The sequence below is a fragment of the Absicoccus sp. genome (assembly GCF_034090965.1).
Classification (GTDB): domain Bacteria; phylum Bacillota_I; class Bacilli_A; order Erysipelotrichales; family Erysipelotrichaceae; genus Absicoccus; species Absicoccus intestinalis.
Genome location: NZ_JAXDRQ010000001.1, coordinates 1 through 22,536 on the forward strand (window position 1 = coordinate 1; position 22,536 = coordinate 22,536).

Sequence of the window (22,536 nt, forward strand, 5' to 3'; positions counted from 1 at the left end):
TTCGATGTTCCTGACATCGTTTGTTTCTTTCTCGAAATTGACGTGTTTCTTGGTTTCCTGTTCAGTTTTCAAAGATCGTCACGCTTTCGCGTGCTCAGTTATATTATCAAATCTATCTGCCTTATGCAACCCCTTTTTTTAAAAAAAATTCATGTAAGCGTATTCAAGATTGATAAGCCTCTAAAATCGCATGGAGATCCTCTAAACTTTGCATCTTCGAACAACGATCTTTAAAACCATGAGAATTTGGCAACCCCTTAAAATACCAACTCGCTAAACCACGCATTTCACGTATGGCTACCTTTTCACCTTTATAGGCCGCCAATAAGGTGGCATGTTGCCAACACATATCCATCCGTTGTGCGTAGGTATGCTCTGCTTCTTTTCCATTCACACAATCTTGGATCAAAAAAGGGTTGCCCACGATCCCACGACCAATCATGACAGCATCACAGCCAGTTTGTTTTTGTATATCCCAATAATCTTGCACACTACGCACATCCCCATTGCCAATCACAGGAATCGACACAGCTTCTTTGACAGCTTGAATATATTCCCATTGAGCTTTTCCTTCATACATTTGAGATCGCGTACGCCCATGCAGAGCAATAGCTTGTACCCCCACCGATTCCAATGCTTGGGCAAGAGCTACACAATTGATATGTTCTTGATCAAAACCAATGCGCATTTTCACGCTCACAGGTTTATGGACCGCATGCACAAGCGCATCCATCAATTCTTTGGCATAATCGATATCTTTCATCAAATACGCCCCCGCACGAGCTTTTATGACCTTATTGACCGGACACCCCATATTGAAGTCAATGATGTCACAATCCGTTTGTTGGTCTAGATATTTTCCTGCATAGACCACGGATTCGATATCATGACCAAACAATTGAAAACTAACTGGATGTTCGTTTTCATCACAAATGCACATTGCTTCGGTTTTCTTTGAACCATAAAACAATGCCTTATCGCTCACCATTTCATTGCAGACCAAACCCGCACCCAATGCTTTGCTGATTTTACGAAAAGCAATATTGGAAATGCCAGCCATCGGGGCCACTACCACATTATTTTTTAATGTCACATCCCCAATTTTAACTACGTGTTGCATGTTTCATCTCCAAAATATCAACCAATTCTTGTTCACTAAATTGGTAGACTTCATTACAAAAGTTACAAGTCACTTCAGCCCCATGATCTTCATGGATCATAGCTTCTAGATCGTGATCGGCAATGGTCGATAAAGCCCGTGCCATTCGCGTTTTCGAACAAGGACACCAATATTGGATATCCTGTGTACCAAGGATCTGCACATCCTCAAACATATCGATGGCCAATTGTTCCAAACTGGAATCATCGTATTCTTGCATGATTTGTGACATTGGTTTTAATCCCTGCAAGACGTGTTCACAAATCGCAATATCCGTTTCGGTGGCATCCGGTAACATTTGAATGATCATAGCTCCACTCGAAATAATATGATGATCCGCACCAACCAATACACCGACATCGACAGCCGTAGGAATTTGCTCACTTAACGTGAAATAATACGCAAAATCCTCACCAATCTCTCCTGACTGTAAAGCAACCGTACCGGTCCAATTTTCTTCCATATGTAGATCTTTTGTGACCGTCAAGGTACCATTCGTACCGACGGCTCCACCAACATCCAAATGGCCATCCTCTTTCTTTTGTGTCGGAACATGTGGATTCGAAACAAAACCACGTACATTCCCATTCGCATAAGCATCCACCATGACTGTACCAATGGGACCATGACCATTGATGGTGATCGTCAACATTTCCTGATCACTTTTCAACATAGAACCCATCATCGTACCTACCGACAAGGTCCTTCCTAAAGCAGCAGATGCACATGGATATAAATCAAAACGATCGCGTGCTTCTTGCACTAGATCCGTTGTTCTTGCGATATAAAGACGTACTCGTCCTTGACATACCAATGCCTTTAATAATTGATCTTTCATATACATATCCCTTCTATAAAAGAAAAGACGCATAAGGCGTCTAATCTTTTCGTTTTGTGAGCTCATTGAACGCATCGTCTATATCTTTTTGATCGATGCCTTTTGGTTCTTCACTATCTTCTTTTTCTGGTTCTGTCTGATCCGGAACCGGAGGTAAAGTTGGCTCTTCTGGCTCTTGATTTGGATCTTTTAATTCTCCAAATTTCATCAAATTCATGATTTCTTCATTGGTCAATGTTTCATGTTCATACAAGTTCTTTGCGATCAGGTCCAATAAATCTCGATTTTCCGTTAGGATCTTGCGACATTGTACTTCACATTGATGCACGATACTACGAACTTCTTTATCAATTTCACCAGCAACGCCTTCGGAATAAGATCCACCTTGGGTATAATCACGTCCTAAGAACACATTTCCTTGTGGATCGGCATATTGGATTGGTCCTAAACTCGACATACCATAGACACGAACCATATTTTTTGCCAATTTGGTCAATTGTTCGATATCGTTGACAGCACCGGCACTCACTTCACCAAACACCAATTCTTCGGCCGTACGACCACCCAATAAACCAGTAATTTGGGCTAATAATTCACTCTTACGATGGAAGTATTTTTCTTCCTTTGGCGTCATCAAGTTATAACCACCGGCTTCACCACGCGGAATGATCGTTACTTTTTGCACCTTTTCAGCATCTTCTAACTTCAAACCAATGACGGCATGCCCTGCCTCATGATACGCAACCAATTTCTTATCCATTGTATTGTATTTCTTGGATTTCTTTGCTGGACCCATCATGACACGATCGATGGCTTCATCTAGATCATCCATCGTAATTTGATGTTCTTTATTACGAACGGCTAAGATGGCTCCTTCATTTAATACATTGGCAAGATCCGCACCAGAAAAACCAGGACAACGCTGCGCTAAATTATGTAAAGAAACATCCGGCGCTAATTTCTTATTGCGGGCATGTACCTTTAGAATTTCTTCACGACCCTTGATATCCGGTAATGTTACGGTGATACGACGATCAAAACGACCACTACGCAATAATGCAGGGTCTAAGATATCGGGACGGTTTGTAGCAGCAATAACGACTATACCGCTATTATCGGTCATACCATCCATTTCCACCAATAACTGGTTCAATGTTTGTTCACGTTCGTCATTGCCGCCGCCCATACCGGCACCACGCTGACGACCTACCGCATCGATTTCATCAATAAAAATGATACATGGAGCTGCTTTTTGTGCATTCTTGAACATATCACGAACACGACTCGCACCCGTACCGACAAACATTTCCACGAAATCCGAACCAGAAATCGAGAAAAATGGGACATTGGCTTCACCAGCTACGGCTTTGGCCAATAATGTTTTACCGGTTCCAGGTGGCCCCACCATCAAGATGCCCTTTGGAATATGAGCACCCATATCGGTAAATTTCTTGGGTGAACGTAAATAATCAATGACTTCTTTTACTTCTTCTTTTTCTTCTTCACAACCAGCCACATCTTTAAAACGTGTCTTTACATTTTGTTCCATATTGGCCCGTGACTTCGCAAATTCAAACGCCTTATTTTGTGAGCCACCACCGCCCATTCGGCTAAACATGTAGTAGAAGAAGATCGCAACGATCAAAAATGGCAAAAATTGTGCCAATAAATTGACCCATATATCACCAGAATGTGGATCACTGATCGTAATGCTGCCACCATCTTTCGATAATTTCTCTTTTAACCATTGGATATTTTCATCAGTATTCGGAACAATGACACTATATTCTACTGGATCATTCCCTTTTTTGTTGGTGTCATCATACGTACCGGATACTTTGATCACCGTATCATTGATATCCAAGCTCGAATCATCAAATGTTGCATGCTTACTCAATGATTCAAATTGGGTATAATTCATTTGTACGGTATTGCCTTGTACGTTATATGCCAATAAACTGACGATTATACAAATCACAAAAATCGTTGGCAAATAATTAAGCCAATTTCTCTTCATAATGAGCCCCCTTAATCTTCGTAGATTTCTGGTTTCAATACACCAATAAATGGTAAATTTCGATATTTTTGATTATAGTCCAAACCATAACCCACAACGAATTCATCAGGAACCGAAAAACCCACATAATCCGCATTGATATCAAATGTACGACGACTTGGTTTATCCAATAAGGAAACAACTTTTACATCTGTTGCGCCTTTATTTTTGAACATCTTTTTCACAGAAACCAAGGTACGACCGGTATCAATGATATCTTCTACTAAAAGGATCGGACGTCCTTTGGTAGAAAGTGTCATATCCATATCGATACGCACATCCCCAATCGAACGGGTTCCTTCGTAAGAACTGACTTTCATAAAATCAATTTCACAATCAAAAGTAAAATATTTGATCAATTCAGCCATAAAAGGCACACTACCCTTTAATAAACCCACGATAATGGGTACTTGTCCCTTTTTCACATAATCGGCTTCAATCTGTTGCGCTAATTCTTTACATTTATTCTCTATTTCTGCTTCACTCACTAACACTTTAGCGACATCATCTTGTATCATTTCGCATTCTCCTTAAGTAGAGTATATTGTACCATAAACACATTTGGTTTGGCACTATAATGATTTCGATCACATCCCATTTTTGGCACAAAAATCACTTGTTTCTGACAATTTTCAATGATCAACCAACGTTTTCGAACCAATCGAGGAACTTTACGATCCACAAAAAACCGTGAAACCTTTTTGGTCCCAAATCGCATCTGGATATGATCACCTGGCTGCACCAAACGAATCGTGATGGGAAAATCAGATGGTGCGATGGTAACAGCCTCCATGGTCGTGCCGGATGTATTCAAGGCAAACCCTTTAAAATCACCATATTTCAATTGATGCAATTGGACGGGTTCAAAGGTTTCTTTTTTCATACAATACAATTGATCTTGCCATCGTTCTAATTCATGATCCCCTAGATCGATCACACAGGGTGCATGCAACTGTTTGACCATATCGTCCAAAAAGCTTTTTGCATAGTGCTTATTTGTGTGTTCATATAAATACACATCTAAAATGAACCAAGCTTGCGGATCTTCTAACCAATCCAAAGAAGCCAATTGTTGCTTGGCCCATATCCGTTTTTTGGATAACTGTTCATTTTGCTTATGGATTTCTTGCAGCAAGGCTTGTTTTTGCGTAGGGGTATAACCATCCAATACATGATGACGAATAACATTTCGTGTATAATGATCGGTCAAATTGGATTCATCGATGCCATAAGGAACATGGTTTTCATCACAATATTGTTGCAGCTCCGCCTTTGTATAGGACAACAACGGTCGAAGAATACGAAATCCATGTTGATACGAGACCGAAGCCAATCCATAGGTTTGGGGAATGCGATGATGCTGCTTTTGAAAAATATAAGTTTCTAATACATCATCCAACTGATGGGCAATATAAATATCGGTCGTTTCCATTTCTTTCGCATAAGAAAAAAAGAAGTCATAACGAACTTGTCGAGCCCATGCCTGAAAGTTACCATGATGTGTCCATTTGGGCGCTATAGAACGAAATGCCAAATGATATTGATCACAATAAGTTTTCACGATCATCTCATCCCGATTGGCACTTGGACGTTGATGATAATTGACATGGGCGACACAGATCGCATATTCCTTCTTTCGCAATTGATCCAATAAAGCCATACTGTCCGGTCCACCCGAACATGCTACGATAATTTTCATAAGTAGATTTTAAACCCTTCACCCCAATAAAGAAAGATATCAAATCCCACAGATTTTCCACTTACAACATTTCTTTGATCCTTTTATTAATTTCCATAAACAAAGAAGAATCACTATCTAAATGGGCTTTGACATCAATGATACGAACCGTATTGATCCATTTCGCATCATTCAGATACAAGACCGAAACCTTATTCATTCCTGGTACGCGCCCCAAGCGCATGACATGTTTTTTATGTATGGCATGTCGATACGCCGATTCACTTCCACTGATGGGTACGATCAAAGCTTTATGATGCACGATCGATAAGATCAAACCAAAATGTTGATACCCAATCTCACATAAATAAGCCGATCCATATTCCACAAAACAAATATCGCCAATGCGAATATGTACCCCTAATTCAAGACAACTGGAAATTTGTTTGCGATCACACCAATTGAGTTTTGAAACCAAATACGCATACGCTTCTTGCGAAGACAATGTTTCTAACATTTCTTTTTCGCGTGCTTGCGCTTCTTTCCACAATTCATCCAACTGATCATATCGTTTGGAAACCAACCAATCCTTTGCTTGCATATGCCTATTCAATCAAAGGAAAGTGAAGATATCATGAAGATTCACGAGAAAATTTCAATTTTTTACGAATTTTATCATATAAACTCATTAAAGGATGAAAATGCTCCGAAATCATCGCACTCTTTTCGATAAAGATCTCCACGCCTAACAATAAAAACAACATGACCGCAAAACCGATTTTGGTGTTGAATAAATATACATAGGCACACATTCCAAACAAAGCCGTCAAGCCACACATGATGATGACCGTTTTGGTATGACCAAATTGTGCCATCAATAAATGATGAATATGACTTTTATCCGCCTGCATGAATTTCATTCCTTTGATTGTACGTCGTAAGATTGCGCTGAGGGTATCAATGATGGGGATCATCAACAACAACATAGGCAAGGCCAATGTCACAATGGTCGAGCCTTTAAAGCCTAATAAAGAGATGGCAGAAATCATAAAGCCCAAAAATAAAGAGCCACAATCGCCCATAAAAATACTGGCTGGATGTGCATTATAAATCAAAAAGCCACCGGTACTGGCTGCTAAGATAAACGACAACATGGCTACATCCAAACGTCGTTCCATCCATGCCATAGAAGCAATGACAACCAACATGATCACTGACATGCCGCCAGCCAAACCGTCTAGGCCATCGATCAAATTGATGGAATTGGTGATACCTGCCACCCAAATGATGGTAAATACAGTGGAAATAATCGCATTGTTGATTACGATGCCAAAGGGTAAATGGATCACATCGACACTTACCCCATTGATGATCAATACGATGGCTGCCACCAATTGAAAAAATAATTTGACAGGTGGCCGAATATCGATCAGATCATCCACCAATCCGGTAAAAAATAGGATGCTTCCACCATAGATGATGCCCATCAAAGCTTGATCGGGATTCATGGTGATAGTGACCGTGATCAAAAAAGCACAATATATCGCGATCCCCCCAATTCGGGAAATGATTCCATGATGGACCGTTCGATTATTTTCTTTCGCATAGGCCTTGGCCCATATCGAATACGTTTTGATCAATGGCGTCAATCCACAGGAAATCAAAAAAGGGATGACGATCATGCTCCAATTCACACTATTTCCACCCTTTCATATTTTCCATAAGATCCATATCCGGGGTTTGCGTAACGATCACAGGATCGTTCAATGCTTGTTCCAAGGTTTGACGAAGTCCAAAACAATACGCCAACCCTCCACTCAATAAGATGCCATTTTTATGAATGCTTTCTTTAAGATCCACAGATACTTTTTCTAAACACTGTTTTGACCACAACATGATTTGATCAATGACACTTTTCATACAAGGCCACAAATCCAAAGCCCGCACTTCGATCAAACCATATTGTCCCTGCGCATTTTTGGCGTTACAACGCAACCGCGCATTTTTACCTTTCCATAATGCTTCACTGGCCGCTTCTTTCAAAGCATGCGCATCCTCGATCGTAATGGAACAACCATATTTCTTTTGAATATCCTGGATGATCGTTTCCTCGATTTGTTTCCCCGCAAAATAGATGGTTTGATGCGTAAATTGTTGTTGATGGGCATAGATACCCATTTCGGTATAGGTATGTCCTGCATGTATGATCATGGTTGGCTCTTCCGTTTGTAGGGCATCCATGACATTCAAAAACGAGATCTTTTGAATGCCAGCCGCTAAGATCTGGGTTTGCCATACATCCAATTGATCATCGGTCGCATCGGTGGGTACGACAACCAGTGCAGAAGGATGCAAAAGACTATGACTAGCACCCAACTGATCCAGGCCAGCTTTCACCAATGGGGTGATCGAAGTATACAATTGACCATGATCAAAAGGGTATTTGATGGTATCTGTATAAGCATGAGAAAGCGCTTCTTTTCCAATTGCGATGATTTGGTCATCTTTGGTTGCGATACAAGACGGAAACGAAACAGTTTCCTCTTTCACAAAATCAAAGAAACGGCATGTGGTGCCACCAAGATCCATCGCATACCAGTGATCAAACATCTTCATCATCCTCCAAATCCATTATAAATTGTCAATTGTAAGACAGCTTCACTTGCTAAATAAGCCAACACAAAAGACAATAAGAAAAGCAATACCACCGCTTTGCGTGGCTCTTTTACTGAACAAAATTTATCAAATTGCACCCCGCTTAAGGCATAAAAGCTCAAGCCAAAACATAGAATAAATACAAAATATCGTAAAAATGCATATGTCATATCCAACACCTATCCTACCGTCACGATCTTGACAAACGGATATTTTTTTGCCAATTCTTTTTGTGCTAAGACCAAGTTTTCTTTGCTGCCAAATCCCATCATGGTCGATCCAGAACCGGTCATCATGACACAAAGTTCAAAGGTTTCCATTTCTTTTTTAAGATCTTTTAAGGCAGGAACCAATTGAAAAGCAGCTGGCTGCAACGCATTTTCCATATGTTTCACATAAAAGAGTAAGTCTTGATCCACCAAAGCCTTTTCTAAAATATCCAAATTCGGATGTAAGGGCTCCAATAAATGCCATGTCGCAAAAGCTTCTGGAGTGGATACGCCTTGTTCCGGTTTCACCAATAAAATCGGAAATTTCCAATCACAGGCCATCTTGCGTATTTTCTCACCAATGCCTTGGACCCGTGCATATTTGTTCACAACACAAAAAGGCACATCGGCACCAACCAGCTTGCCTAAGGCAATCATTTCCTCAATTGATAATTGGAGACCATCAATATCATTGATGGCTTTCAAGACGGCGGCGGCATTCGCACTCGCTCCCGCAAGACCTGCTTGCATCGGAATATGTTCTTCAATCGAAATGTCATAATCCGATATATCATAACGATCCTTCAAGACTTGGACCATTTTTTTGGTTGCATTATCATCGGGAATCAATCCATTGGTACAAGTGATCCGCGTATGGGATGCTTGGGTGATATCCACAATATTGTATAAGGATACAGGCGCCATGATCATATCCAGATCATGATATCCCTGTTTATTTTTTCCAATCACATCCAGAGCTAGATTCACTTTGGCTGGCGCATATACTTTCATAATTTACCTCATAGAGTCGAATAAAATCTTTCAATGCACATTGTTGTGCGCGTGTGTGTAAGGCAATCCCCGCATTTTCTAAACATGTTTTTGCCAATTCTTTATCGTTTAAGTAACTTTGAAGATTATTATATATCGTTTTTCGTCGTTGTACAAAACATCCTTTTACCATAGAAAGAAAAATGCTTTCATGTGGAAGATGATATCGATGGTGAAAATTAAATTGTAGGACGACCGAATCCACATTGGGACTGGGCCAAAATACATGTCGCGATACATCCATCACTTTATGACAATCGCATTTATATTGCCAAATGACACTCAAGGCATTGTATTCTTTATCCGATGGTTGGGCCATAAAACGTTGACCGACTTCTTTTTGCATCATGACCGTTATGCGTTCAATCTGTTCTTTCGCTTCGAACAATTGAAATAAAATAGGTGTTGTGATGTAGTAGGGCAAATTGGATGCAAAGACAACCGGTTGATCATCCTTACGATATTTTTTGATTTCTTCATCCACATCCACATTTAAAAAATCTTGTAGGATCACATCCAAATGGGGACTATTGATCTCATTGGTCAATATTTCGGGCATACGGGGATCAATTTCATACGCAATCACACGTTGGGCACGAGCACATAACTGTTGGGTCAAAGCGCCAATACCCGGACCAATCTCGATGACGAGTTCCTTCGGATTGGCAATGGCTGCATCGGCAATTTTTTCCACGATGCGTGGTTCAATGATGAAATTTTGACCATATACTTTTTTGGTGAAAACTTGATATTTCTCTTGGATCGCCCTGGTCTTCTTGATGGTCGCAATGGGATCATTCATGTTTCATTATCCTTTCTATTTGCGCTTTGGTCACATGCATCGCATTCAACCGTTTAAAACACGTCTTGCCGTTACAAGGACCAATGTGAAAGGCTGCGCAAACCGCATTACGATACGATTGATCCCCCACTAGACCGAGATCAATAAAATCTTGCCAGGCTAAGGTATGCACATCTTCTTCAAAAGTCACACAATGCGAGAGGGCTATCCACAAAGCTTGGCCATTCGCATGTTCGACCCCTACTTTTTTCGGGGTCTTTGCCTGATCTTTGGGGATAAACGCATTTTTACATCCAGGCACTTGTTCATTGATCCAACGTCGAATATGCTCTCCCGGTGAATCGGGATCCGTAAAAATAATCACACCGCGTACTTTTTGCGCTTCTTTGATCCGATCGATCGTTGTTGATACGATTTGATCTCCACCTGTTTCAATGGTATCGCATTCAAAGTAAGATTGCAGAGTATTTGTATCATTTTTTCCTTCGACGACAATGATTTCACGAATTTTCTTCATAACTAAATCCATATCCCTTCACTTCTTGCACATCATTGACGATGATAAACGCATGTGGATCGATATGTAAAACGGCTTGTTCCAATTTTGGATATTGTTTCTGGTTGATCACACACATCAAAACGGGTCGTTGGCTTCCCGTATATCCGCCCTGTCCTTTGAGGATCGTTACGCCACGATCGACTTCTTCCAACAAAACTTCGTTGATATCTTGCCAAAAATCGGAAATGATCATCACATTTTTTGCAGCTTGTGATCGCAACGTCATCGTTTTATTGATTGCAGCCCCAGAAATATAAACAGACATGATCCCAATCAAGGCAGGCACCAAGCCATAGGTATAGATGCCTAAGGCCACCGTCGCAATATCCACGATCATCACTGCATCACCACTCGATAATTGGGTATATTTGTGCAAGATCAATGCGGGTACATCCATCCCTCCGGTACTGGCTTCGACCCGAAAGACCAAGCCCAGGCCAACCCCCAACAAGACACCGGAATAGATGGAAGCTAAATAAGCGGGCATGATGAAAGTTGATTGAGGCAAGGTATCTGCATACTTACTCAACAAAATAATAAAAATCGGATAACAGATCGTGGAGATCAAGGAACGCATCGCAAATCGCTTCCCTAAAAAGATGGCACCTACGATATATAGACCAATCGTAAGGGCATTGGTCATCCATACCGTATCAATATGAAGCAATGGTTTTAAGGCAACAGCCACACCAGCTGTACCACCATTTAAAATATTGTTTGGCAAAATAAAAAAAGTCGTACCACAAGCGACCAAGAAATTCCCAATCAGAATATACATGATCATCTTTCCTTGTTTCACATCTGTCATCCCCTTCCTATGTGTTTAGATTATATCATTGTTTTATGGTATTCTAAAGTTAAGGCGGTGATTTCATGACACCTCATAATCAAGCGAAGAAAGATGAAATTGCGAAAATTGTGCTTATGCCCGGTGATCCATTGCGGGCCAAATATATCGCAACGCATTATTTAACAGATATCCATTGTTTCAATACGGTGCGAAATATGCTGGGATATACCGGTCTTTATCAAGGACAAACCCTTTCCATCATGGGGTCTGGCATGGGTATGCCTAGTATTGGCATTTATTCCTATGAACTCTATACGCAATATGATGTTGATACGATCATTCGGATTGGTTCTTGTGGCGCTTTGATTCCTTCATTGGATCTATTTGATGTCATCCTGGCTGATTCTGCTTGGTCACGATCGACCTATGCCCAACAACAATCCCACGATGCGAATCGTATTCAATATCCAACCCTAGAAATAAACCAAGCCCTCAAAAAGGCCGCAAACGAACAAAATCAATGGTTACATCCTTGTCGTTTCCATTCCAGTGATGTTTTTTATTATGAGGCCGGTATCGATTCTGGTGCATTGGCAAACCAATGTGCAGTGGTAGAAATGGAAAGTTTTGCCCTCTTTCACAATGCGAAAGTAACCGGTAAAAAAGCAGCTTGTCTATGTACTGTATCGGATTCTTTGGTTACCCATCAAGAAACAACGGCCCAACAACGCGAAACGGCATTCGATACCATGGCACAAATTGCTTTAGGAGGAAGTCTATATGTATGATGTATGTATCATTGGTGCAGGACCAGGTGGTATCTTTTCTGCCTATGAATTGATCAAATATCGTCCCCATTGGAAAATTGCACTCTTTGAAACCGGAGGTCCTTTAAACCAGAGAAAATGTCCTATCGATGGCGACAAGATCAAATCGTGTGTGCACTGTCCGGTTTGTTCCATCATGTCAGGATTTGGCGGGGCTGGCGCCTTTAGTGATGGCAAATACAATATCACCAATGAATTTGGTGGCAATTTATACGAATACATTGGAAAAGAAAAAGCCATTGAATTGATGGACTATGTCGATCAAATCAATTGTACTTATGGCGGTGATAAAACCAAGCTGTATGATAACTTTGATACCGTTCTTGCCAAAAAATGTCTTCAAAATAACTTGCATCTTTTAAAAGCTAAAGTTCGACATCTGGGTACGGATATCAACTATATCGTTTTAGAAAATTTATACAAACAATTGAAGGACAAAGTCGAATTTCATTTTTATGAACATGTCACACGAGTGGATCATCTCGAATCGGGCTATCAAATTGAAACATCCAAAGGCATCTATGAAGGATCTCGATGCATCATTTCAACCGGTCGGTCAGGTAGTAAATGGATGGAATCCATTTGTTCCCATTTGGGCATCGAAACTAGAAGCAATCGCGTGGATATTGGCGTTCGCGTAGAACTCAATGCCGATACCTTCAGTGAATTGACGGATAATTTATATGAATCGAAGATTGTCTATCGTTCAAAAACCTACCAAGATCGGGTACGTACGTTCTGTATGAATCCCCATGGTGTGGTGGTCAATGAAAACACCAATGGCATTGTCACGGTCAACGGACATAGTTACACCGATCCCAAGCGATTTACGGAAAATACCAATTTCGCGTTATTGGTATCCAATCATTTTACGCAACCGTTTCATCAAAGCAATCAATATGGTGAAAACATTGCGAAACTTTCCAATATGCTGGGTGGTGGAGTCATCGTGCAACGATTTGGTGATCTGATTCGTGGTCAGAGAAGTACCCCTGATCGCATCCAAGCTGGTTTTGTTCGTCCGACCCTCAAAGCAACGCCTGGCGATCTTTCATTGGTCATTCCGAAACGCCAATTGGATGATATCATTGAAATGATCTATGCCTTAGATAAAGTCTGTCCATCAACAGCAAGTGATGATACTTTATTATATGGTGTTGAAGTTAAATTCTATAATATGCAAGTAACGGTAGATAAACATTTGGAAACCTGTCATAAAGGATTGTATGTGATTGGCGATTGCAGTGGTGTCACACATTCTTTATCCCATGCATCGGCTTCCGGTGTTTATGTCGCCCATGATATTTTAGAACAGGAGTCCTAACTCCTGTTTTTTGAAAGGAGAATGTTTCATGCACTTCCCTGAAAAAGGAACCATCATCGCCCCTGCCTCCATGCATTTGGCTTTGTATGCACAAATTGGAAATCACATCGGCCTACAAGTCTTAAGTCTACAAACCTTTGTACGATCCTTTTTGCGTGAGCCGCAACCAACCGATATTGAATATATCTATCAAATCAAAGAACACCTTCAAGAACTAGACTCGAGCAATCCTTTTTATGCGAGTCGAAAGGATCCTGAATTTTTAAAACAAGTGTTTCAATTCCTCCAACAAGCACATTGGTATGGGGTAGATACCTTTCCTTGTGAAACATCCAAAGAAAAAGCTCTTTTTGAAATCATTCAACGCTGTCAAGATATCCATTTTCCCACCATTGAAATCCCACAATTGCACAATGTGTACATTCTTCGTAGAGAATATCCGGATTTCTATTGGATCGATGTGCTATTGGATCATGGCGCACAATGGATCGAATCACAAGATCAACCAGAAACCCATTATGTGACCATGGCAACCAGTCGGAAACAAGCACAATGGATCTGCGAAGAAATCATTCATCAAAAGTATGATGCCAATGATGTATATATTGCGGTAAACGACGCAAAAGATCAAGCCGTTCTGATCCAAATGTTAGAAACGTATCAGCTTCCTTATACGTTATCCAAAGTGTCCAATCCTTCTTTGATTCCAGCTCAATGGCTGGCTTGTCTGGATCATGCCAAACACCAAGATAGGAATACCTTGTGTCATTTGATCCAAGTTTGTTTTCCGAAAGAAAAAGACGTATTGGATTGGTATGCATTGGGATACCAAGGAGAGGATCTTTATGAAGCCAATGAATTTGTCGATCCGTATACCTATGCCCATTATCAACATGTAAAAGCCAAAGCCCAACAATTTGAACAAGACCATGACCTCCATTTTTCGATACATGACTTCGAAAAAATGGCTACCTTGATTCAATCGTTGCATGCACCTACGCAAGAAAACATCAATATTTTCAATGCCATCCAAGAATTGATCCTTACCTCTTATGACAAGATCCACACCATCGATGATCTGGATATTTTGTATCATGCCATTCAAAATGTAGGAAATGATCAAAAGTCCACTTCTTTAGAAGGTGTTTGGATTGGACCTCGACAAGATATCAGTCCGTTACGAAAAATCACATTCTTCCTAAATGTGCACAGTAAGACATTTCCAGCTTTGCGTCAAGAAAGTGGCATTTTTAATGAAGATTATGTATCAAAAACCAATTGGCCAAGTCTAGCGTATCGATTGGATACCCAAAAAGAAAGGATACGAAAAGGATTGGATCAACCGGACATCTTGTATATTTCCTATCCTCAAACAGACTATCAATCGAAGGCGTATGAGCCCAGTGTCGAAATCAATGACTGGTTAGGAACGGCCACGTTTATCGATGTGTTGGAACCCAGTCATTTTGAAAGACCCGTCCACACGTTATCGAAAACAATGGCGGAAACTTTATTTGTCAAAAATGGGAAAGTACGTGGTTCGGTATCGAGTTTTGAGACTTTTGTGAATTGTCCTTTTCGTTACTTTTTACAATATGGTTTGTATGTAAAAGAGGCCAAAGATTGGACAGATATCCGGGTTCGTGGTTCTTTGCTTCATAAAATATTAGAAGAAGCCATTCGTACCTATGGAAAAGACTACATTCATCAAGATCTAGATGCTCTTGTGGACGATCAATTCGAATGGATCACAAAACATTTCCCTGCCAAACAACATTGGATCCAAAACCAAAAAAATGAAGTCAAGTGGCAACTTCACAATTTACTACAACGATTACGACCTTTTGAAGAACAATGGCATATGGAGCCACAAGAAATCGAACATGAATTTTATTTGGATACCGATACCTATGCGATCCATGGCTTTATTGATCGCGTCGATGGAACCAAAGGCGCCTTTGTGATCTTTGACTATAAAACCACTCAAAAAGAAATCACCATGAAAAACTTTACGAAAGGTCTTTCTTTACAATTGCCAACCTATGCGATCGAAAGAGAAGCAGAAACGCATCAAGTACCCATTGGGATCTTTTATGTTTCACTCACATCGCCCATGGAAACGCAAGTAGGTGTCAAGCTTAATTATCAACGAAAAAAAGACAATTATGATCTTTCTTCTTTGTCATCGGCCCAAGAGGAATATTTCAAAAAAGGAAGGATCCAAGGTTGGGTCTTTGATCAACAAGATCTAACTTTATATGATGATTCCCATTGGTTTCAATGTAAAACCAAAATTCCTTCTTTTGTGGACATCAAGACCATGTGGGAAGAAATCATCACCTCGATCGTGCAAGATATTCGTTCAGGAACCATTGCGCCAGAGGCCTCCAAAGAAGCTTGCACCTATTGTCCGTATCGTTCGATTTGTCGGACATCTTCACAGATCGTGGAAAAACCCGATCGCATCAAGGAGGAGTAAGTATGCCATTTACGAAAGCGCAACAACAAGCCATCCAATTGCGTGGATCCGATATTCTCGTTTCAGCCAGTGCAGGAAGTGGAAAAACCAGTGTGTTGGTTGAGCGTTTGTGTCAATTGGTCACAAAAGATCATATTTCTATCAATCATATCTTGGCCATGACTTTTACCAATGATGCAGCCAGTGAAATGAAAGAACGTCTCCGTCAGGAATTATTAAAACAAGAACAGACGGCTTATATTCGTGATCAATTGGCTTTATTAGAAACCGCCCAAATTTGTACGATCGATAGTTTTTGTTTATCCCTCGTTCAAAATTATTATTATCAAATTCCCATTTCGTTAAAAATGGCCAATTCGATTGCGAGTGATGCCCAAAAAAAACATGCCTTCGATCAAGCGTTCCAACAGGCCAAAGAAACACTGTCCATGCCGCATTTGAATGACTATATTTGGGCCATGCATATCAAAGATAACGATCTTCAAAAAGCATTGGACACAGCCATATCGATGGCTTGGGCCAAGCCAGATCCGATCCAATGGTTTACGGATATCAAAGAAAATCGCATGAAACCACAGATTGAATCGTGGTTCATGACCTATTTTCATCAACATATCCAGGCGATGATCGAAATATGTGATTCTGCTTTAGATTGTGATGATCGCTTAATAGAAAAGAAAGAAGCGTTGGCCGCTTTATTGCCTATGGATTATGAATCCATGCGTTCTCATTTTTTAGCTTATTTTGCGAAATATGGGTATTTTCGTTATTCAAAGAAAATGACCCATACTTCAAAAGATGAATTTGATCGCTATAAAAAAGCACTGGTTTTTCATGAAAAAGCCATTGCACAATATTTATTTGATTCGTATGATCTCGATACCCAAGCTGTTGTTTTAGAGTTTTGTGATCTGGCACAGGCTACGCAACAAGAATATGCCAAGATCAAAAAGCAATTGGAGATCATTGACTTTTCAGATATGGAAACGTTTGCGCATCAGCTATTAGAAAATCCCTTGATCCAAGAAGAAGTCTGTAAACAATATGACATGATCTTAGTGGATGAATTTCAAGATACCAATGATCTGCAAGAAAGCATCATTCATTTGATCGAACGTGGAAATAATGTCTTCCGCGTAGGGGATGTCAAACAATCCATTTATGGATTCCGTCAAGCTCGTCCAGAAATTATGAAGAGTCATATGAAAGCAAAAGAGGATACCTTGATCATTATGGATCAGAATTTTCGTTCCAATGCCAATATCATTGCTTTCAATAATGATTTTTATGAAAAGATCATGAATGGGCCGTTACTAGGCAATCAATTTGAACAGGCAGATATTGCGCATCCTGGCGCATCTTATCAAGTGGAAAACACCCAATATCCGATTCGTTTTCTATATACCACAAACGAAGAAGATAGTGAAAATAAACAGGCTTATACACAAAATCGATTGGATATCTTGGCCCACGATATTTTAAAACAGCACGAAAAAGGACGTCCTTATCGCGATATTTGTATCCTTACACGTGATAATGATCCACAAGAAGAAATCAAAAATGTGTTGGAAACCTATGATATTCCGGTTTATACCAATTTAAAATCGGGTTTCTATCAGGTGGCTGCCATTCAAATTGTGCTTGCGACCTTATCCGCTATCTATGATCCGATGGACGATATTTCCTTGACAGCTTCTTTATTGAGTCCCATTGGCTGTGTGACTTGTGAACAATTGGCAACAAGTTGCCATGATAAAGGTAGAAATGAAAGTATCTTTCTACATATCAAAGATCAAGCCTTTATGCAGGATTGGTTGTCATTATATACACAATCGCATGATACCCCAACGGAATGGCTACAAGCTATTTATCAATTTCATGATTTCTATATGAAACATACAACCTCGTTAGAAAAGACCAATTTAGATGCATTATTAGAAAAGTCTTGTGAATTTGAAACGCTTTCGACCTTTATCGAATCCATCCAAAAAGATCAAAAAAACGATCGTGTAGGACCAGCTAGTGCGTTTTCCAAACAAGATGATGTCGTCCAGATCAAGACCATGCATGCATCCAAAGGACTTCAATTTCCGGTCGTTTATATTTTGTCCAAACATGGTTCGAATCATTCAATCAGTCCTGCTTTTTTGATGGATGCCGATTTGGGTGTGGCATGTTTTGGTCAAGATGGCCAGACCAAAAAAGTGACAAGATCCTATCTGGCCATAAAAACGAAACAAAAACAAGAATCTCTTCAAGAAGAAATGCGTGTTTTCTATGTTGCGACCACCCGCGCCCAACAAGAATTGATTTTTGTCGATCACATCAAAGAGACAACCTCCTTTTCGGGACCGCTCACAAGTAGTGTCCTGCTTCAAGATCAGAGTTATACAGGATGGCTATTCCATACCTATTTTGAAGATGTCCATTCACCAATTGTCTTTACCAAGTGCAATTTATGGGTCCGTCCAGAAAAAAAAGATCCTGTCTCCCGACCAAGAACATGGAAAACATATACGAAGTCTTCTACGCCTATTCAAAGTCGTACGGCTTCACAAACCAAACGCGTATTGGCTTGGCAACCCCTGGAATTGGTTCCGAAACAAAATACCCTACGTGGTACGTTATTTCATGAGATCATGCAGTGTCCATTTCCTTATCAAACTAAGGATATGGTTCAAGTTGCCAAAAAGTATGGATATACTTTATCGCCTACGGATATCCAACAACTACAAACGATCAATGCGAACAAGCTCTATCAACAATGGATGCAAAAAAAACATGAGTTTGAATGCAGCTATATCGTCAAAGATAACAACCAGATCATCAATGGTTTCATGGACTTGGTCGTATGGGAAGAAGATCAATTGATCATTGTGGATTATAAGACCGATACAGCTACGGCTGACGAATTAATTGAAAAATACCACAAACAATTGGAAACCTATAAAAAAGCGATGACGATCCTTGATCCTTCTAAACCCATCCAAACGTATATTTATTCGTTTCATTTAGGGAGAATGCTTCCAATCTAATTTGCGTAAAGATTCCCTTTATAATACAATATACCGGTATAAAGGAGAGAAATTTATGAAAAAACTTTTCAAATTGAGTGAAAAGAATACGAATGTCAAAACTGAGATTCTTGCTGGTCTAACGACTTTCTTGGCAATGGCATATATTCTTGGGGTCAATCCGGCTATCTTGCATGATGCAGGCATGGATATCAATGCGGTCTTCTTAGCAACGGCTCTTGCTTCTGGTATCACAACCTTGATCATGGGTTTATTGGCAAACTATCCTGTTGCGTTATCGGCTGGTATGGGTGTCAATGCCTTATTTGCGTATACGATTTGTGGTGCTATGGGATATTCATGGCAAGCGGCTTTAGCAGCTGTCTTGATTTCTGGTGTGATCTTCCTTGTGATTTCGGTTACAGGAATTCGTAAAAAGATCATTGATGCCATTCCCATGCAGTTAAAATTTGCGATTGGTGCTGGTATTGGTTTCTTTGTGGCCTTTGTTGGTTTAAAAAATGCTGGTATCATCGTAGCCAATCAATCAACTTATGTAGCTTTAGGCAACTTTAGTGAACCAACCGTCCTATTAGCTTTATTTGGTATCATCATCACTATTGCGCTTGTTGCCAAAAAAGTACCAGCCGGTGTTTTTGTGGGTATGGTCATTACCGCTATTATTGGCATCATCTTAGGTGCCATGGGTATTAAAGGGATGCCATCTTTACCGGATCATGCTTTTACTACAACTTTTGAAATGAGTACATTCGGGGCTTGTTTTAGTGGTTTTGGAGAATTATTCAAAAATCCATTATCGGCTTTTGTGATCATCTTCTCCTTCTTATTTGTGGATTTCTTTGATACTGCTGGAACCTTGATTTCCGTCGGAAACGAAGTAGGTCTAGTGACTCCAGATGGTGAATTGATTGATGCCGAAAAAGCTTTGTTTACCGATGCATTTGGTACTTGTTTAGGTGCCGTTTTTGGTACTTCGACGATCACAAGTTTTGTGGAATCGACTTCTGGTGTTGGTGTTGGTGGTCGTACGGGACTTACAGCTTGTACCACAGGAGTACTATTCTTATTATCTATCTTTATTTCCCCCATTATCTTAAGTGCTGTCACCAATGCGGTCACTGCACCCGCTTTGGTTGTCGTTGGTATCTTGATGGCAAGTCAATTAGGTGGTATCGATTGGGATAACATCATCTTTACTTGTGCTGGATTTATCACGATTCTGTTTATGATCTTATCGTATTCGATTTCCAACGGTATTGCGATGGGATTCATTTCTTATACCGTGGCTATGGTTGCATGTGGTAAGGCCAAAGAAGTTCATCCAACCGTTTGGGTATTATTAGTAATCTTTGTCATCTATTTTGCCACACCAAACTTTATGTAAAAGAAACGGCTTGGAAAATTTCCAAGCCGCTTTTTTTATGCACTTTCTTCCGATAAATCTACTTTTTTCTCATTTAAATATTGATCCATAAAAGCTCCCTTGATGGATTCCACACCCATTTTATGGTCATACCAATGGGCCAACAACTTTACGGCTTCTTCTAAAGATACCGTTGAGGTATTGATCATCAAATCATAATTGGCCGGTTGTCCCCATTTTTGATTGGTATAAAATTCATAAAATCCAGATCGCTTTTGATCTTGCAGATCCACAAATTTATCCACTTTCTTAAAAGGAACGCCATAGGCATTCATGGCCACTTTGATTCGGGTATCCCGATCACTGTAACAGAAGACACGAATCACATTGGGATGGTCTCTTAAAATATAATCCGCACATCGACCAACAATAACGGCTGATTCTCTTTGTGCAATGCCTTGGATCAATTCACAAGATTTTTCATACAATTCCGAATTGACCGAAATTTCTGCCATGGTCGATAATGTAAATGTACGTTTGGATAGACGAAAGAATCCTGCATCATTCAAATTGTTCTCTTCAAAAAAGGAAGGATCGATCTTCATATCGTTCGCAATTTGTGCCATCAATTCTTTATTGTAGTATCCAATATCTAGATATTCAGCTAATACGCGTCCGATTTCTCGACCATTGGTTCCAAATTGTCGAGAAATGGTGATCATTACATGTTTATCATTCATATTCTTATTTTATAATTCATGTATGATATAATTCAACCATGAAAAACATCATATTTTTAGATTTAGATGCCACTTTATGGCTCAATGAACAAATTCCCCTTTCTGCATCGAGTGCTATTTTTCAAGCCAAACACAATGGCCATAAGATTTTTGTGAATACCGGTCGTACCAAAGGCGAAGCTATTGTACCCTTATTGCCATTAAAATTAGATGGCTATTGTTTCTCGGCCGGCAGTGAAATCTATATTGGCGACAAAACCTTGATCTTTGATCCCTTACAACCAAAAGATGCGAAGTCGATGACACAATTTTTATTGAATCATCATGTGGGTGTATCTTTGGAAGGTTCGGAAAAAACCTATTTGGATGCCATCAATAAGGCAATTTTTTTACAACGGATCCAAGTTCATCCACAAGCACAAGCCATCCAACGTTTTTTAGCCATGCCAAGCATCGACCAAGTTCGTGAAGAAGATTATGCTCAATTCACAAAATTGTATCTATGCAACCCTCATGCAGTAAGTGTATCCATCATTCAACAAGCGCTCACCCCCAATTGTGAATTAACGATGTTTGGTCTCGATACGGGCGAGATCACCAATATTCATCACAATAAAGGAACGGCTATTCAGGATGTCAAAAACTATTACGGAAATGCCTATCGAACGATTGCGTTTGGTGATAGTGAAAATGATCTAACCATGTTTGAAGCAGCAGATATAGCCATTGCGATGGGCAATGCCAAACCAGAAATCCAAAAAAAAGCAGACTATGTCACAAAAGATATTCGTAAACATGGTCTGTATCATGCATTTAAATATTTTGATTTGATATAATTATGCTTGTTCTGCTTGTACATCCGCATATTTTCTGCGCGATGGATCCAGATTATCCACATAATAGCGAACGGTCAATGTACCCGCAATTTTTGTACGTATCTTTGGTTCAACAATGAAACTATCGCCTTCTAACATGGCATCTAACATCGCTTTGCAGCAAGGTGTCAAATTTTTTACCTTTGGTTCACTTTCATCGTTGAACTCTTTGGCATTAATTTCAATATATAGCCACATTTTATCGTGTGCTTCTTGTTTCATTTCTTGTAGTCGTTGGGCATATTGCTCTTGCGTCCACTTTGTCTTCTTTGTTGCCATACTTCACATTCCTTTCTTATGTTATATCTTAGTCAAA

General features: G+C 39.9%; 21 protein-coding genes. 6 read left to right on the forward strand and 15 right to left on the reverse strand.

What is annotated here, in order from left to right; all coding sequences use genetic code 11:
* Nucleotides 1–163: 163 nt before the first annotated feature.
* The 13 genes from dusB to SOS22_RS00065 form a co-directional block, all read right to left on the reverse strand.
* Entirely contained in the window at nt 164–1,120 is a 957-nt protein-coding gene (gene dusB / locus SOS22_RS00005; protein ID WP_320595944.1) for a tRNA dihydrouridine synthase DusB, read from the reverse strand.
* Nucleotides 1,104–1,997 carry an Hsp33 family molecular chaperone HslO gene (gene hslO / locus SOS22_RS00010; RefSeq protein ID WP_320595945.1) on the reverse strand — a complete coding sequence of 298 codons (894 nt, stop codon included), beginning with the start codon at nt 1,995–1,997 and terminating at the stop codon, nt 1,104–1,106. Before hslO ends, dusB begins: the two co-directional genes overlap by 17 nt.
* Nucleotides 1,998–2,037: 40 nt before the next feature.
* Nucleotides 2,038–4,014 carry an ATP-dependent zinc metalloprotease FtsH gene (gene ftsH, locus SOS22_RS00015; protein ID WP_320326501.1) on the reverse strand — a complete coding sequence of 659 codons (1,977 nt, stop codon included), beginning with the start codon at nt 4,012–4,014 and terminating at the stop codon, nt 2,038–2,040.
* Nucleotides 4,015–4,025: 11 nt separating this feature from the next.
* Nucleotides 4,026–4,568: a hypoxanthine phosphoribosyltransferase gene (hpt, locus tag SOS22_RS00020; RefSeq protein WP_320326504.1), complete on the reverse strand. Its 543-nt coding sequence runs from the start codon at nt 4,566–4,568 to the stop codon at nt 4,026–4,028.
* On the reverse strand, nt 4,568–5,752 hold the full coding sequence (gene tilS / locus SOS22_RS00025) for a tRNA lysidine(34) synthetase TilS (RefSeq protein ID WP_320326500.1): 1,185 nt from the start codon (nt 5,750–5,752) through the stop codon (nt 4,568–4,570). The genes hpt and tilS overlap by 1 nt, the downstream gene beginning before the upstream one ends.
* Nucleotides 5,753–5,813: 61 nt before the next feature.
* The gene (locus SOS22_RS00030) at nt 5,814–6,332 is read right to left on the reverse strand and encodes a hypothetical protein (protein WP_320595946.1); all 519 of its coding nucleotides are present in this window, start codon (nt 6,330–6,332) and stop codon (nt 5,814–5,816) included.
* Nucleotides 6,333–6,363: 31 nt separating this feature from the next.
* Complete coding sequence (locus SOS22_RS00035) at nt 6,364–7,425, reverse strand: MraY family glycosyltransferase (RefSeq protein WP_320326498.1); 1,062 nt, start codon at nt 7,423–7,425, stop codon at nt 6,364–6,366.
* A gap of 1 nt (nt 7,426) precedes the next feature.
* On the reverse strand, nt 7,427–8,341 hold the full coding sequence (locus SOS22_RS00040; protein ID WP_320326497.1) for a rod shape-determining protein: 915 nt from the start codon (nt 8,339–8,341) through the stop codon (nt 7,427–7,429).
* 5 nt (nt 8,342–8,346) lie between these two features.
* Entirely contained in the window at nt 8,347–8,556 is a 210-nt protein-coding gene (locus tag SOS22_RS00045; protein ID WP_320595947.1) for a DUF1146 family protein, read from the reverse strand.
* Nucleotides 8,557–8,565: 9 nt separating this feature from the next.
* Nucleotides 8,566–9,387 carry a 4-(cytidine 5'-diphospho)-2-C-methyl-D-erythritol kinase gene (gene ispE / locus SOS22_RS00050; protein WP_320326495.1) on the reverse strand — a complete coding sequence of 274 codons (822 nt, stop codon included), beginning with the start codon at nt 9,385–9,387 and terminating at the stop codon, nt 8,566–8,568.
* Nucleotides 9,329–10,228: a 16S rRNA (adenine(1518)-N(6)/adenine(1519)-N(6))-dimethyltransferase RsmA gene (rsmA, locus tag SOS22_RS00055; protein WP_320595948.1), complete on the reverse strand. Its 900-nt coding sequence runs from the start codon at nt 10,226–10,228 to the stop codon at nt 9,329–9,331. Before rsmA ends, ispE begins: the two co-directional genes overlap by 59 nt.
* Nucleotides 10,221–10,745, reverse strand: a complete 525-nt coding sequence (gene rnmV, locus SOS22_RS00060) for a ribonuclease M5 (RefSeq protein ID WP_320326493.1) — start codon at nt 10,743–10,745, stop codon at nt 10,221–10,223. Before rnmV ends, rsmA begins: the two co-directional genes overlap by 8 nt.
* Entirely contained in the window at nt 10,729–11,595 is an 867-nt protein-coding gene (locus tag SOS22_RS00065) for a YitT family protein (protein ID WP_320595949.1), read from the reverse strand. The genes rnmV and SOS22_RS00065 overlap by 17 nt, the downstream gene beginning before the upstream one ends.
* 65 nt (nt 11,596–11,660) lie before the next feature.
* Between SOS22_RS00065 and deoD the strand changes: the two genes are divergently transcribed.
* The 5 genes from deoD to SOS22_RS00090 are packed head-to-tail and all read left to right on the forward strand — an operon-like array spanning nt 11,661 to nt 20,626.
* Nucleotides 11,661–12,365, forward strand: a complete 705-nt coding sequence (gene deoD / locus SOS22_RS00070) for a purine-nucleoside phosphorylase (RefSeq protein WP_320326491.1) — start codon at nt 11,661–11,663, stop codon at nt 12,363–12,365.
* Nucleotides 12,358–13,728 (forward strand): NAD(P)/FAD-dependent oxidoreductase, encoded by a 1,371-nt coding sequence (locus SOS22_RS00075; RefSeq protein ID WP_320595950.1) that lies wholly within the window; start codon nt 12,358–12,360, stop codon nt 13,726–13,728. The genes deoD and SOS22_RS00075 overlap by 8 nt, the downstream gene beginning before the upstream one ends.
* 28 nt (nt 13,729–13,756) lie before the next feature.
* The gene (locus SOS22_RS00080) at nt 13,757–16,207 is read left to right on the forward strand and encodes a PD-(D/E)XK nuclease family protein (protein WP_320595951.1); all 2,451 of its coding nucleotides are present in this window, start codon (nt 13,757–13,759) and stop codon (nt 16,205–16,207) included.
* Between the two features lie 2 nt (nt 16,208–16,209).
* Nucleotides 16,210–19,242 carry a UvrD-helicase domain-containing protein gene (locus SOS22_RS00085; RefSeq protein ID WP_320595952.1) on the forward strand — a complete coding sequence of 1,011 codons (3,033 nt, stop codon included), beginning with the start codon at nt 16,210–16,212 and terminating at the stop codon, nt 19,240–19,242.
* A 55-nt stretch (nt 19,243–19,297) separates the two neighbouring features.
* Nucleotides 19,298–20,626 carry an NCS2 family permease gene (locus SOS22_RS00090; protein WP_320595953.1) on the forward strand — a complete coding sequence of 443 codons (1,329 nt, stop codon included), beginning with the start codon at nt 19,298–19,300 and terminating at the stop codon, nt 20,624–20,626.
* 35 nt (nt 20,627–20,661) lie between these two features.
* On the opposite strand, the gene SOS22_RS00095 is transcribed toward SOS22_RS00090, so the two are convergent.
* Entirely contained in the window at nt 20,662–21,345 is a 684-nt protein-coding gene (locus tag SOS22_RS00095; protein ID WP_320595954.1) for a cytidylate kinase-like family protein, read from the reverse strand.
* A gap of 38 nt (nt 21,346–21,383) precedes the next feature.
* Here SOS22_RS00095 and SOS22_RS00100 point away from each other — a divergent pair, with 38 nt between their 5' ends.
* Entirely contained in the window at nt 21,384–22,181 is a 798-nt protein-coding gene (locus SOS22_RS00100) for an HAD-IIB family hydrolase (protein WP_320326485.1), read from the forward strand.
* Here the strand turns inward: SOS22_RS00100 and SOS22_RS00105 are convergent, their stop codons facing one another.
* Entirely contained in the window at nt 22,182–22,499 is a 318-nt protein-coding gene (locus tag SOS22_RS00105) for a hypothetical protein (RefSeq protein ID WP_320326484.1), read from the reverse strand.
* Nucleotides 22,500–22,536 lie beyond the last annotated feature (37 nt).

What these genes read in the sequence shown, in the direction of transcription:
- SOS22_RS00085 (WP_320595952.1), top strand. Translation starts at nt 16,210, where the DNA reads ATGCCATTTACGAAAGCGCAACAACAAGCCATCCAATTGCGTGGATCC.
- hslO (WP_320595945.1), bottom strand. Translation starts at nt 1,997, where the DNA reads ATGAAAGATCAATTATTAAAGGCATTGGTATGTCAAGGACGAGTACGT.
- SOS22_RS00105 (WP_320326484.1), bottom strand. Translation starts at nt 22,499, where the DNA reads ATGGCAACAAAGAAGACAAAGTGGACGCAAGAGCAATATGCCCAACGA.
- deoD (WP_320326491.1), top strand. Translation starts at nt 11,661, where the DNA reads ATGACACCTCATAATCAAGCGAAGAAAGATGAAATTGCGAAAATTGTG.
- SOS22_RS00040 (WP_320326497.1), bottom strand. Translation starts at nt 8,341, where the DNA reads ATGTTTGATCACTGGTATGCGATGGATCTTGGTGGCACCACATGCCGT.
- dusB (WP_320595944.1), bottom strand. Translation starts at nt 1,120, where the DNA reads ATGCAACACGTAGTTAAAATTGGGGATGTGACATTAAAAAATAATGTG.
- SOS22_RS00080 (WP_320595951.1), top strand. Translation starts at nt 13,757, where the DNA reads ATGCACTTCCCTGAAAAAGGAACCATCATCGCCCCTGCCTCCATGCAT.
- SOS22_RS00065 (WP_320595949.1), bottom strand. Translation starts at nt 11,595, where the DNA reads ATGACAGATGTGAAACAAGGAAAGATGATCATGTATATTCTGATTGGG.
- SOS22_RS00045 (WP_320595947.1), bottom strand. Translation starts at nt 8,556, where the DNA reads ATGACATATGCATTTTTACGATATTTTGTATTTATTCTATGTTTTGGC.
- SOS22_RS00100 (WP_320326485.1), top strand. Translation starts at nt 21,384, where the DNA reads ATGAAAAACATCATATTTTTAGATTTAGATGCCACTTTATGGCTCAAT.
- rnmV (WP_320326493.1), bottom strand. Translation starts at nt 10,745, where the DNA reads ATGAAGAAAATTCGTGAAATCATTGTCGTCGAAGGAAAAAATGATACA.
- SOS22_RS00090 (WP_320595953.1), top strand. Translation starts at nt 19,298, where the DNA reads ATGAAAAAACTTTTCAAATTGAGTGAAAAGAATACGAATGTCAAAACT.
- tilS (WP_320326500.1), bottom strand. Translation starts at nt 5,752, where the DNA reads ATGAAAATTATCGTAGCATGTTCGGGTGGACCGGACAGTATGGCTTTA.
- ftsH (WP_320326501.1), bottom strand. Translation starts at nt 4,014, where the DNA reads ATGAAGAGAAATTGGCTTAATTATTTGCCAACGATTTTTGTGATTTGT.
- SOS22_RS00075 (WP_320595950.1), top strand. Translation starts at nt 12,358, where the DNA reads ATGTATGATGTATGTATCATTGGTGCAGGACCAGGTGGTATCTTTTCT.
- ispE (WP_320326495.1), bottom strand. Translation starts at nt 9,387, where the DNA reads ATGAAAGTATATGCGCCAGCCAAAGTGAATCTAGCTCTGGATGTGATT.
- SOS22_RS00030 (WP_320595946.1), bottom strand. Translation starts at nt 6,332, where the DNA reads ATGCAAGCAAAGGATTGGTTGGTTTCCAAACGATATGATCAGTTGGAT.
- SOS22_RS00095 (WP_320595954.1), bottom strand. Translation starts at nt 21,345, where the DNA reads ATGAATGATAAACATGTAATGATCACCATTTCTCGACAATTTGGAACC.
- rsmA (WP_320595948.1), bottom strand. Translation starts at nt 10,228, where the DNA reads ATGAATGATCCCATTGCGACCATCAAGAAGACCAGGGCGATCCAAGAG.